The sequence below is a fragment of the Lysobacter sp. yr284 genome, assembly GCF_900107375.1.
Taxonomy (GTDB): domain Bacteria; phylum Pseudomonadota; class Gammaproteobacteria; order Xanthomonadales; family Xanthomonadaceae; genus Lysobacter.
On record NZ_FNPT01000007.1, the window covers coordinates 119,745 to 131,993 of the forward strand.

The following is a 12,249-nucleotide window of genomic DNA, read 5'->3' on the forward strand; positions in this document are numbered from 1 at the left end:
TCTGGAGGCGTCATGTCCCGTTCCGATTCCCTTCTTCCCCCGTGCGTCGTCGATCCGCGCTCGCCGGGCTTCGTCCGCTTCGATCCGCCGCTGTCGCTCGCCGTGGTCGTCTCCGACGTCCAGCCGCAGCCGCACGAGGACGACGCCGGCCTGCTCGCCGCGCTGCGCGCGCACGGCATCGACGTCCACGCGCGCATCTGGAGCGACCCCGACGTCGACTGGGCCGGGCACGAGGCCTTGCTGGTGCGCAGCACCTGGGACTACTTCCAGCGCTACACCGAGTTCCTGCAGTGGTACCAGCGCATCGACGCGCTGCGCTGCCCGATCGCCAATCCGCTGCCGCTGCTGGTGTGGAACAGCGACAAGCGCTACCTGCTCGACCTGGCCGCGCAGGGCGTGGCGATCATCCCGACCGCGCACGCGCGCGGCAGCGAGCTCGACGCCGCGCTGGCGTCGATGCAGGGCGAGGTGGTGGTCAAGCCCAGCGTCAGCGGCGGCGCCTGGAACACGGTGCGCGGGCGCATCGGCAGCGAGGCCTTCGCCCAGGCGCTGGCGGCGCTGCCGCGCGAGCTCGACTACCTGATCCAGCCGTTCCTGCCGCAGGTGGTCGAGGACGGCGAGTGGTCGCTGCTGTTCTTCGCCGGCGGCTACAGCCACGCGGTGCTGAAGAAGCCGGCGCAGGGCGACTATCGCGTGCAGACCTACTTCGGCGGCAGCGCCGATCTCACCGAACCGCCCGCGCACGCGCTGGCCGCGGCGCAGCGCGCGCTCGACGCGGTCGCCGCGCTCGGCCATCGCGACCACGCCTACGTGCGCGTGGACGGGGTGATCGTCGACGGCGCGTTCCGGATCATGGAGCTGGAGTTCATCGAACCGTTCCTGCACCTGGCCGCGCATCCGCCGGCGGCGCGCGCGTTCGCCGCGCAGTTGGCGCAACGCTGGTCGGGGTTGCGCGAATCGCGCGCGTCCGTCTCCGCGGCGGCGGCGGCCTGAACCTGCGCCGGCGGCGCGCCGCGGTTGCGCGCGTCGCCGGCGCCGCTTAGCGTCGACAGCCTCCTTGCACGTACCGGTATCCACGCGGTCATGAGCGACTCCTACGAACAACTCTTGTTTTCCTACGGCACCCTGCAACTACCGGCGGTGCAGCAGGCCACCTTCGGCCGCCTGCTGCACGGCGAGCCCGACGCCTTGCTCGGCTTCCGCCGCACGATGGTCAAGATCGACGACCCGCAGGTCGTCGCCACCAGCGGCGAAACCCATCACCCCATCGTCGCCGCCAGCGGCGACGACGGCGACCGCGTCGCCGGCACCGTGTTCGCGATCAGCGCGGCCGAACTGGCGCGGGCCGACGAATACGAAGTCGACGACTACCGCCGGGTCGAAGCCGCGCTGGCCTCGGGCCGGCGCGCCTGGGTGTACGTGCAGGCCTGAGTCGCGCAGCGCCGGAACGCGGCGCGCTCAGCCGCCGACGGGGGCCGCGGCTTCGTCGCGCGCGGCCGGCGCGCTCGCCGAGGCGCGCAGCAGCTTGCGCAGCGCCGGCACGCACGGCAGGTACAGCGCCGCGCCGACCACCCACACCCAGCCGTCCCAGTGGCCGGCGCCGGCGACGTAGATCGCGCCGAACAGCAACGGCCCGATCACCGCAGCCAGGCTGGCGAGGCTGGCCAGCACGCCTTGCAGCGCGCCCTGGCGGGCCTCGTCGGTGCGCTCGCTCGCCATCGCCAGCAGCGCCGGCCCGCCGATGCCGCCGCCGGCGGCCAGCACGAGGCCCGGCGCCAGGGTCGCGACGCTGCGGGCGAAGGCGAACGCCAGGTAACCCAGCACGTCCGACACCACCCCGCCGAGCAGGGTGCGCGAGGGGCCGAAGCGCTCGCTGATGCGGCCGGTGGCGAAGGCCTGGAACAACGAATGGACGACGCCGAACGCCGCCAGCGACAGGCCGACCGCGGTCGGGTTCCAGCCGAAGCGGTCGTGGCCGTAGATCGCCCACAGCGTGCCGGGCACCTGCCCGGCCAGCTGCATCGCCAGGTACAGCCACAGCAGCGGGGCCAGGTCCGGCAGCCGGCCGAGTTCGCGCAGCGAATGCCACGGCGCCAGTTCGCGCCAGCGCGGCGCCGCGCGCTCGGGCGGCGCGGCGCGCGCGCGGCGCGGCTCGGGCAGGGCCATCCAGGCCAGGGCGAAGTTCAGCGTCGCCAACGCGGCCGCGGCCAGGAACGGCGCGCGCAGCCAGACCGCGCCGAGCAGGCCGCCGATCACCGGGCCGGCGACCAGGCCCAGGCCGAAGCTCGCGCCGAGCCAGCCGTAGCGGCGCGCGCGCTGGGATTCGTCGGAGATGTCGGCGATGTAGGCGCCGGCGACCGAGCCGCTGGCGCCGCTGATCCCGGCCACGGCGCGGCCCAGGTACAGCAGCGACAGCCACGGCGCGCAGGCCATCAGCAGGTAGTCCAGGGCGCTGCCGAACAGCGAGCACAGCAGCACCGGGCGGCGGCCGAAGCGGTCGCTGAGCGCGCCCAGCGCCGGCGCGCAGACGAACTGCATCAGCGCGTACAGCGCGGTCAGCGCGCCGGCGTGCAGGGCCAGGTTGGCGTGCACGCCGAAGGCATCGAGCAGTTGCGGCAGGACCGGGGCGATCAGGCCGATGCCGATGGCATCGAGCGCGACCGTGGCCAGGATCAGGACCAGGGCGAGGTCGATGCCGGACGCGGCCGGCATCGATGCGGGCGGCGGGATCGTGGCGGCCGCCGCGGCAACGGGCGGATCGCGCCCGGCGGCCGGGGCCGCGGTCGGTTCGGTGGGCATCGGCCCGGCCGGGCCGGCGGATTCGGCCGGCGGCGGGGCCGGCGATTGGGTCGGGGTGTGCATGACACTTCCCTATCAGCGATAGATTCGCCGCGAATGCTAATCTATCGCCGATAGGGACACAAGCCCCGACCGGCCGGAGACCAAAACCGATGAAACTGCAGCGCGAGACCGTGGTCGCCGCCGCCCTGAAACTGCTCGACGAGGTCGGCATGGACGGCCTGACCACGCGCCGCCTGGCCCAGGACCTGGGCGTGCAGCAGCCCAGCCTGTACTGGCATTTCAAGAACAAGCGCGAGCTGCTCGACGCCCTGGCCGAGGCGATGCTGGCCGAGCAGAAGCCGGCCGATATCGCCGACTACCCCGACTGGCGCGAGTGGATGGCGGCGCAGTCGCACGCCTTCCGCCGCTGCCTGCGCGCCCACCGCGACGGCGCCCGCGTGCATATCGGCACCCGCCCGCAGCCGGGCGAACTCGGCGAGGGCGAGGGCGAGCTGGCGTATCTGGTCGCCGCCGGCTTCACCCCGGCCGACGCCCTGCGCGCGATGATTTCGCTGAGCTATTACACGATCGGCTGGCTGCTGGAAGAACAGGCCGCCACCGAAGCCGGCCGCGGCCCCGGCCAGGCGCCGATGGCGCCCGACCCGCAGCGCTACCCGCTGCTGGCGCAGGCGCAGACGGTGCTGAGCCAGAACGATGTGGACGCGGACTACGAGTACGGGCTGCGCGCCTTGATCGCGGGGTTCGAGGCCTTGATCGGACGGCGCGGGGGCTGAGCCGGGCGGCTGCGTGGGCGCGGGTTCGGGGTTGGGCGCCGTCGGCGTCTTGTGGAGGTTGCGGACTGCAGGCCCGTCCTGGGGCTGAGCGGAAAGCATCGGGCCTGAAGGCCCTCCCACCGAACCGCGCCTTTGCCGTCATCCCCGCGAATGCCGTCATCCCCGCGAACGCGGGGATCCAGAGACTTCAGCGTCATGCCTCGGTGAAGCCCTGGATGCCCGCCTTCGCGGGCATGACGGCAACTAGGATTCACCGCGACGCTCGCAAGCCGTCATCCCCGCGAATGCGGGGATCCAGAGACTTCAGCGTCATCTGCCGGCGCAGCGAAACGCCGCGCTCAATCCGCGGGCACCGTCCGCCCGCGCGCCCATTCGCGCAGCTGCGCCACCCGCTCGCCCATCACCACCGACAGCGGCCGGGTCTGCTTGAGCTCGGCGCGCACCTGGAAGTCCGACAGCGCGGTGCCGGCGGCGTGCGCGGCGTACATCGCCGCGACGATGGCCTGCTCGATCTCGGCGCCGGAAAAGCCGTCGCTGGCCGCGGCCAGCGCCGCCAGGTCGAAGCCGGCCGGGTCGAGCGCGCGCCGGCGCAGGTGGATCGCGAACAGCTCCTCGCGCACGTCGGCCGCCGGCAGGTCGACGAAGAAGATCTCGTCGAAGCGGCCCTTGCGCAGCAGCTCCGGCGGCAGCGCGTCGATCTGGTTGGCGGTGGCGACCAGGAACAGTTTCGACTTGCGCTCGGCCATCCAGGTCAGCAGGTAGCCGAGCACCCGGCGCGACACGCCGCCGTCGCTGTCGCCGCTGTCGGCCAGGCCCTTCTCGATCTCGTCGATCCACAGCACCGCCGGCGCCAGTTGCTCGGCCGAGGCCAGCGCGGCGCGCAGGTTCTTTTCGGTCTCGCCGTGGAACTTGTCGTACAGGGTGCCGAAGTCCAGGCGCACCAGCGGCACGCCGAAACCGGCGGCGACGGCCTTGGCGATCATCGACTTGCCGCAGCCCTGCACGCCCAGCAGCAACAGGCCCTTGGGCGGGTCCAGGCCCGGCGGCGGCTGCGCGCCGGCGAACGCCGGGCGGCGCTGCTCGACCCAGCGCTTGAGCCGGCGCGCGCCGGCGACCTCGGTCATGCGCGCGCTGTCGTATTCGTAATGCAGGTGGCCGGAGCGGTTGAGCAGTTCGAACTTGAGCTTGGCCAGCTCGGGCAGGTCGTCGGCGTTGAGCGCGCCGTCGCGGAAGATCAGGTGGCGGGCGATGCGGCGCGCATCGACCGGGTCGATGCCCTGCAGGTTGCGCACGATCTGCTTGACCGCCTCGCCGTCGGCCTCGACCCGGCGGCCGCCGTTCTCGCGCGCGTAGTTCTCCGCTTCCTCGCGCACCAGCTTGAGCAGGGCGTTGGCGTCGGGCAGGCGCGGGGTGAAGCGCACCGCCAGCGCGTCCAGGTCCGGCGGCAGTTCCAGCTTGTGGCCGATCAGCACCAGCACGTGCGGCTCGCATTCGCGGCGCTGGGCGATCTCGCGCAGTTGCCGCTGGGTGCCGGCGTAGCTCAGGTACGGATGGGCGTCGAACAGCAGGTAGATGCCGCGCTGGTCGGCCTGGCGGATCGCCTGCAGGGTGGTCGAGATGTCGGGCGGGACTTCGGCGTCGTCCTCGCGGTCCAGGTCGATCCGGCGCAGGCCTTCGGTGATCGACCAGCGGTACAGCGCGCGCCAGACGTTCATCAACGCCTGCCGGAACAGCTCGACCACGCGGGTTTCGTCGCGGGTCTCGATCACGATCAACGGGGTGTTGGCGCGGATCAGCGCGGTAAGGTCTTGCAGGTCGCTCATGGGCCGGGGTCTTCCGTGGAACGGCCATGATACGGCGGTCGATTCCGGCTGGCGTCCCGCGCAGGCGGCAAAAGCGTGCCGACGAGCGATCGCCGGGCCGCCGTCCGGCCCCGCCGCCGCTTGCGGTGCGCGTCGACCGGGCAGCCCCGGCGTCGCAACCCGCCGCTCGAAACCGCGGCCGGAGCGGCCCCGTGCCCGCCCAAGCCCGCCGCCCGCGCCGGCGCGCCTACGCCGAAAGCCGTCTTGAGCCCGCGCGCGCCAGCCGCGACCATGGCCGTCACCGTTGCCACGCCGCGCCCCATGGCTTTCGACGCCTTCGCCCTGGTCCTGGCGATGCTGGTGCTGGGCTACCTGTTCCAGCGCCTGCGCGCCCTGCCCGACAACGCCGCCCAGGTGTTGAACCTGGTGGTGCTGTACGTCTGCCTGCCGGCGGCGGTGCTGCGCTACGCCCCGCGCCTGCACCTGGAACCGGCGTTGCTCGGCGTCGCCGCGGTGCCGTGGCTGCTGCTGGCCGCGACCGTGCTGGCGGTCGGCCTGCTGGCGCGGGCGCTCAAATTGCGCCGCGAAGAACATGCGGTGCTGCTGCTGACCGTGGCCCTGGGCAACACCAGCTTCCTCGGCTACCCGCTGACCCGCGCGCTGATCGGCGAGGACGCGCTGCCGTATGCCGTGGTCTACGACCAGTTCGGCGCGTTCCTGATCCTGTCGACCTTCGGCCTGTGGGTGCTGGCGCGCTACGGCGGCGACGCCCGCCCGAGCGCGGCCGACATGCTGCGGCGGGTGCTGCGCTTCCCGCCGTTGTGGGCGCTGGTGCTGGGCTTCACCGTGATGCCGGCGCAGCCGCCGAGCTGGATCGCCGGCGGCCTGCAACGCCTGTCCGACGCCCTGCTGCCGCTGGCGATGCTGACCATCGGCCTGTCGGTGAAGCTGGCCCTGCCGCGCGAAGAGCTCAAGCCGCTGGCCGCCGGCCTGGCGCTGAAGCTGGCGCTGATGCCGGCGCTGGCGTGGGCGCTGGTGCCGCTGCTGGGCCTGCACGGCGCGATGGCGCGCACCACGGTGCTGGAATCGGCGATGCCGCCGATGGTCACCGCCGGCGCGCTGGCGATCGCCCACGGTTTGGCGCCGCGGCTGGCGGCGGCGATGGTCGGGTACGGCTTGCTGCTGTCGCTGGCGACCTTGCCGCTGTGGGCGCGGGTGGCGGTAGGCTGACGGCTCCCCGACCGCTCCCGCCGCCCATGCGTCCGCTCGCCCTGCGCCGCCCGCGCTTCGCCGTCCTCGCCGCGCTGGCCCTGGCGCTCGCCGGTTGCGGCCGCGGCGCCGGCAAAGCCGCCACCGACGCGCCGCAAGCCGCGTCCGCCGCATGGCAGGCCGCGTTCGACACCTCGCTGCACGAGCACCTGCGCGGATTGGCGGAACGCGACGATCTGCAAAGCCAACGCGACCTGCTGCGGCTGCAATCGTTGCTGCCGGACTTCCACACCCGGCCGGCGGCGCGGCTCGCGCGCGAGCGCCTCGGCGCGATCGCCCGGGTGCGCGCCGCGGCGCCGGCCGACACCGAAGCCGATTGGCACCACGCCGAGTTGTGCGTGCGCAGGCATCCGCCCGCATCTCAAGGCTGCGACCCCGATCCGGCCCTGCGCCGGCTGCAGGCGGCCGAACCGGACAACGCCGCGGTCTGGCTGCTGGCCGCCGACGCCGCCGATGCGCGCCACGACCCGGCCGGCGCCTTCCTCGGCCTGGACCGCGCCGCCGCGGCGCCGCGCTACGACCTGCACTACGCCCGCCACTGGAGCGGCGTGCTGGACTCGCTGCAACGCCTGCCGCTGCCGCCGCTGGACCCGCCGACCCGGCGCTACTTGAACAACGACGATCCCGACGCGGCCACCGACGCCGACATGCGCGTCGTGCTGGCGACGATGGCGGCGCCGTTGCCGCTGCCGACCGCGGCGGTGCTCGGTTGCCGCGAGCCCGAACACGGGGAGCGCGCGGCTTGCACCGCGGTCGCGCGCTTGATGGCCGACTCCGACACGCTGATCGGCCAGACCCTCGGCCTGTCGACGATGGTGCGGCTCAGCGCCGAGGCCGCCGACGGCGCGGCCTGGCGCGAGCGTCTGCGTCAGTCGTACTGGCGCAACGAGCAGGCCCGCCACCTGCCGGCTTCGCCGCAGTTCGTCTCGGTGTTGCGCGGCCGCGGCGAAGTGGCCGCCTACGAGGCGCTGCTGCGCGCCGCCGGCCGCGAGCGCGCGCCGTCGGACTGGCTGCCGCAGCAACCCGGCGCGCGCGAATTAGTCCGCACCGGCCGCAGCGGCCGCAGCGGCGAGGCGACCGACGCGTCGGCGCCGCCGGTCCCGCTGTAGTCCGCGACCGCGCGCGGGTTCGGATCGCCGCGTGGCGGCGGTGCCGACCGCGGCGCAGCCGCCGACGGCGTTGACGCCCTCGTTTGATTCCCGGCGGGCGGCCGGGTCGCTCGGAAGCGCCCGGATCGAGCGCCCGGATGCTGCGCTTCCTGCCCAACGTGGACTGAGTCGCATATTTCACAGGCCGATCCGCGAGCCGCCTCGCCCCCGCACACCGGTCCCGGGCTCCGGCTCCGGTCGCGCCCGCCGCACTCGCGTCGCGCCGTGATGACCCGCTGCACGAGCCCGGTGTACGCTGGGGCTCCGATCCGGAGGGAGCTCGCATGAAGACCGTGCTGGTGGCCAGTTCCAAGGGCGGTGTCGGCAAGACCACGATCGCGACCCACCTCGCCGCGCAGGCGGCACTGGAAGGCCTGCGCACGGCCTTGATCGACGCCGACCCGCAAGGCTCCTCGACCCGCTGGGCGCAGCGCCGCTCGGTCCTGGAAAGCGCGGTGCTGCCGCTGGACGGCACCCGCCGCAAGGCCTGGCGCAAGCACCTGCCCGAGGACGCCCAGCGCGCCGTGGTCGACGCCCCGGCCGGCGCCATGGCCGAAGACCTGGAGGCCTTCCTCGACGTCGCCGACGCGGTGATCGTGCCGATCCAGCCGTCCACCCTCGACATCGAAGCCACCGTGCCTTTCCTCGACACCCTCGCCCAGCACCCGCGCATCCGCCGCGGCCAGCTGCGCGTGGGCCTGGTCGGCAACAAGCTCAAGCCCTGGACCAACGCCTCGCAGCAGGCGCTGGAACTGCTCAACGAATGGCCCTACCCGGTGGTCGGCCAGATCCGCGATAGCCAGGCCTATGTGGTCATGACCGCGCTCGGCAAGAGCCTGTTCGACTACCACTCGCAGCAGATCCGCGAGCACCAGGCCGATTGGGGGCCGCTGTTGAAGTGGCTGAAGAAGTGACGCCGGCCAGCGCGCGCCACCGCCAGCCGCGGGACAGCGCGCTTGCGCGCGGCCCGACCCGGCCCGGCGCGCGCGCCGCTCGCATTCACCCACTCGCCCCGCCGCTGCGGCTACCCTGACCCGCCCTGCGCTCGCGCAAGCCACCGCCCCTTTTCCCACCGTCCGCCAAGGCCTCATGCGCGAACTGATCCTGCTCCGCCACGCCCACGCCGAACCCGCCGCCCAAGGCCAGGCCGACCTCGACCGCCCGCTCTCCGCCGAGGGCCTGGCCGAGGCCGAAGCCGCCGGCCGCTGGCTGGCGCAGAACAAGCTGGTCCCCGACTGCGTGCTGTGCTCGCCCTCGCGGCGAACGCGCGAGACCCTGGAAGCCGTGCTCGGCGCGATCGGCTATGTCGAACAGCGCATCGAGCCGTCGGTCTACGAGGCCACGCCCGGCACCCTGATCGGCCTGGCCGACACCCACGCCGAGGTCGAGCGGCTGATGCTGGTCGGCCACAACCCGGGCCTGGAACGGCTGGCCGCGCTGCTGCACAGCGGCCAGTCCGGCGACTACCGCGGCATGCCGCCGGCGGGCATCGCCGTGCTCAGCCTCGCCTCCGGCGTGGCCCTGGAACCGGGCTCGGCCCAGCTCAGCGCGTTCTGGTGGCCGTGAGCCCGGCGCGACCGCCGCGGCCGCGCCAGCGGCTGCGCGGCCGCGGCGCGGCGTGGCTGCTGGCCCTGGCCGGCACCGCCGGCGCCCAGGCGCCGGTGCCGCCGGCCGCGCCGGCGCCGGGCCCGCGGGTGGTGCGCCAGCAGGGCTTCGATCCGCTCCACACCCGTTTCAGCTTCGAGCTGCGCACCCGCTGGGGCCAGAAGGTCGAAGGCGAGTTCCCGCGCTACGACGGCGAGGTCAACGTGCTGGCCGACGGCCGCCACCAGGTGCGCATCCGCCTGGCCACCGGCGAGGTCGTGGTCGGCGGCTCCGAACGCTACACCCGCATGGCCCGCAGCGATCGCTTCTTCGCCGCGCAGCGCTATCCCTACATCGAGTTCCTGTCCGAGCCGCACCCGGCCGACCTGGCCCGCACCGGCGGCGTGCTGCGCGGGCGCCTGACCCTGCACGGGATCAGCCGCATGGAAACCTTCGTGCTCGGCCCGGCCGCCTGCGCCCGCCCGGGCGAGGACTGCGACGCGATCGCCCACGGCAGCGTCAGCCGCGACGACTACGCGCTGGACGGATGGCAGTTCGCGTTGGGCAACCGGGTGCGTTTCACTATGCAAGTGAGGCTTGAGTCCACGCAAAATAAGCCTCTCTCGCCGCGGCCGCCGTCGCCGCGCCCCCCACCGAGCGCGCCGGCCCCGCCGGAACGCTGACCCGCCGCGGCCGCCGCCGCAGCGCCAAGGAGTCCCACCGTTGAACCCCGTGTTGCGCGGCCTCGCGGCCCTGCTCGCCCTGTCCCTGGCGGCCTGCGCCTCGCTGAGCCCGGCCCAGCGCGACCGCGCCACCGCGATCGCCGCGGCCGCGCGCTCGACCCAGGTCGACTGCGCCGGCGCCGACGCCTGCGCCCAGCCCTCGGCGCTGTACGCGCTGGGCCCGCAGGCGATCGCCGAATCCACCGAGCAGCAGCCGCGCCACTACACCGTCATCCTCGACCGCGGCCCCGACGCGCTGCTGGCGCGGATCAACCTGATCCGCAGCGCCCGCCACACCCTGGACCTGCAGACCTACATCTTCGAAGAGGACGACGCCGCGCGCCTGGTCCTGGACGAACTGCTCGCCGCCGCGCGCCGCGGCGTGCGCGTGCGCCTGCTGATCGACCAACTCGCCGCGATGCGCCACGTCGACACCCTGGCCGCGCTGGCCGGCGCCCACGTCGATTTCGAGATCAAGCTCTACAACCCGGTCCTGCACCGCGCCCGCATCACCTACCCGCAGTACGCCCTGGCCGCGGCCTGCTGCTGGCGCCGGCTCAACCAGCGCATGCACACCAAGCTGCTGCTCGCCGACGGCCGGGTCGGCATCTCCGGCGGGCGCAACTACCAGGACGACTATTACGACTGGGACGACGAGTACAACTTCCGCGACCGCGACGTGCTGGTCGCCGGCCCGGTCGCGCAAGTGATGGGCACCGACTTCCAGGTGTTCTGGAGCGACCGCCGCAGCGTCCCGGTCGAGCGCCTGGCCGACGTCGGCAAGCGCATCCTCGAACAGGGCGTGCCGGCGCTGCCGCCGAGCCACTTCGAGCGCCCGCAGCGCGCCCAGGCGATGCGCGAGGCCGCGGACGATCCCGATCAGGTGCGCGAGCGGCTGCTGTCGCAGGTGATCCCGGTCGGCGCGGTGCGCTACATCTCCGACACCCCCGACAAGCACCGCGAGGACGCCGAGACCAACGCCCTGGCCTCGGATTCGCTGCGCAACCTGATCGCCAACGCGCGCGACGAGGTGATGCTGCAGACGCCGTACCTGGTGCTGTCCAAGTCGGCGCAGGACCTGTTCCGCACCCTGCACGCGCGCCCGGACCGGCCGCGGGTGATCGTCTCGACCAACTCGCTGGCTTCCACCGACGCCTTCATCGCCTACGCGCTGTCGTACAAGTACAAGCGCCGCTACCTGCGCGAGTTCGGCTTCAACATCTACGAGTACAAGCCCTTCCCCGCCGACGCGCCGATCGACATCGCCGCGACCGGCGCGCAGCTGCCCGACCTGGGCCTGGCCGGGCTGGCCGAGAGCGACGCCGCACCGGCCGACGCCCTCGCCGCGCAAGCCGGCCGTGACGACGCGGCGCCGCAGCGCGCGGCCGCCGAGGGCGCCGACCCCAACGAGATCCGCGGCGCCGGCCTGGCCGAATCGCGTCCGCGCCGCGCCGACCGCGCCGAGCCGGACCGCAGCAGCGTGCTCTACCGCCAGCGCTACCGCCAGCCGCTGACCCAGGAATACGCGGCGATGCGCTACGCGCGCCGGCGCACCAACGAACCGGTGCCGCTCAAGCGCGCCGGCGTGCGCATCGGCATGCACGCCAAGTCGATGGTGATCGACGGCCGCATCGGCGTGATCGGCACCCACAACTTCGACCCGCGCGGCGACCACTACAACACCGAGAGCGCGGTGGTGATCGACGACCCGACCTTCGCCGCCGCGTTGGCGGCGAGCATCCGCCGCGACATCGCGCCGGAAAACTCGTGGGTGATCGCGCGCCGCGACAAGCCGCCGATCTTCTCCGGGCTGGAGTACTCGATCGCCAAGATCTCCGAGCACCTGCCGATCTTCGACCTGTGGCCGGTGCGCTACGCCACCAGCTACGAATTCGTGCCCGGCCCGGACTGCCCGCACCCGCTGTACCGCACCGACCCGGGCTTTCGCGCCTGCTACAAACCGGTCGGCGATTTTCCCGAGGTCAACCTCGGCGTGAAGAGCCTGACCACGCGCATGTTCACCGCCTTCGGCGCCGGGCTGGCGCCGATCCTGTAGCGGCGGACGGCGCCTGCGGCAATCTGCGCAGGGTTTCGTTTGCGGCGGTAGGAGCGACGCGAGTCGCGACCGCGAAGCCGCAACTGCGGCGGA

The 12,249-nt window shown here is 73.4% G+C and carries 11 protein-coding genes; 9 read left to right on the plus strand and 2 right to left on the minus strand.

Translation table 11 applies throughout. The annotated features are described in order from the left end of the window. Positions 1-12: 12 nt before the first annotated feature. Together BLV01_RS13580 and BLV01_RS13585 are read left to right on the plus strand one after the other, a co-directional pair. Positions 13-993, plus strand: coding sequence for an ATP-grasp domain-containing protein (locus BLV01_RS13580; RefSeq protein WP_254782641.1), 981 nt, complete (start codon positions 13-15; stop codon positions 991-993). Positions 994-1,083: 90 nt separating this feature from the next. Beyond that, positions 1,084-1,431, plus strand: a complete 348-nt coding sequence (locus BLV01_RS13585) for a gamma-glutamylcyclotransferase family protein (RefSeq protein WP_091800344.1) — start codon at positions 1,084-1,086, stop codon at positions 1,429-1,431. Positions 1,432-1,458: 27 nt separating this feature from the next. Here BLV01_RS13585 and BLV01_RS13590 read toward each other — a convergent pair whose 3' ends face one another. Further along, a complete protein-coding gene (locus tag BLV01_RS13590; RefSeq protein WP_091800535.1) occupies positions 1,459-2,712 on the minus strand; it encodes a TCR/Tet family MFS transporter in 1,254 nt (417 codons plus the stop codon). Between the two features lie 239 nt (positions 2,713-2,951). Here BLV01_RS13590 and BLV01_RS13595 point away from each other — a divergent pair, with 239 nt between their 5' ends. Next, positions 2,952-3,575 (plus strand): TetR/AcrR family transcriptional regulator C-terminal domain-containing protein, encoded by a 624-nt coding sequence (locus tag BLV01_RS13595; protein WP_091800347.1) that lies wholly within the window; start codon positions 2,952-2,954, stop codon positions 3,573-3,575. Between the two features lie 338 nt (positions 3,576-3,913). Here BLV01_RS13595 and BLV01_RS13600 read toward each other — a convergent pair whose 3' ends face one another. Beyond that, positions 3,914-5,398, minus strand: coding sequence for an AAA family ATPase (locus BLV01_RS13600; RefSeq protein ID WP_091800350.1), 1,485 nt, complete (start codon positions 5,396-5,398; stop codon positions 3,914-3,916). Positions 5,399-5,698: 300 nt separating this feature from the next. Between BLV01_RS13600 and BLV01_RS13605 the strand changes: the two genes are divergently transcribed. The 6 genes from BLV01_RS13605 to BLV01_RS13630 all read left to right on the plus strand — a co-directional run bounded on the left by BLV01_RS13605 (position 5,699) and on the right by BLV01_RS13630 (position 12,156). After that, the gene (locus BLV01_RS13605) at positions 5,699-6,607 is read left to right on the plus strand and encodes an AEC family transporter (RefSeq protein WP_091800353.1); all 909 of its coding nucleotides are present in this window, start codon (positions 5,699-5,701) and stop codon (positions 6,605-6,607) included. 26 nt (positions 6,608-6,633) lie between these two features. Beyond that, positions 6,634-7,755 carry a hypothetical protein gene (locus BLV01_RS13610; protein ID WP_091800356.1) on the plus strand — a complete coding sequence of 374 codons (1,122 nt, stop codon included), beginning with the start codon at positions 6,634-6,636 and terminating at the stop codon, positions 7,753-7,755. A gap of 323 nt (positions 7,756-8,078) precedes the next feature. After that, on the plus strand, positions 8,079-8,708 hold the full coding sequence (locus BLV01_RS13615) for a ParA family protein (RefSeq protein WP_091800359.1): 630 nt from the start codon (positions 8,079-8,081) through the stop codon (positions 8,706-8,708). 175 nt (positions 8,709-8,883) lie between these two features. Further along, entirely contained in the window at positions 8,884-9,360 is a 477-nt protein-coding gene (locus BLV01_RS13620; protein WP_057949612.1) for a SixA phosphatase family protein, read from the plus strand. Beyond that, complete coding sequence (locus tag BLV01_RS13625) at positions 9,357-10,061, plus strand: YceI family protein (protein WP_175485934.1); 705 nt, start codon at positions 9,357-9,359, stop codon at positions 10,059-10,061. The genes BLV01_RS13620 and BLV01_RS13625 overlap by 4 nt, the downstream gene beginning before the upstream one ends. Positions 10,062-10,101: 40 nt before the next feature. Further along, a complete protein-coding gene (locus BLV01_RS13630) occupies positions 10,102-12,156 on the plus strand; it encodes a phospholipase D family protein (RefSeq protein WP_091800362.1) in 2,055 nt (684 codons plus the stop codon). The last annotated feature ends 93 nt before the right edge of the window (positions 12,157-12,249 follow it).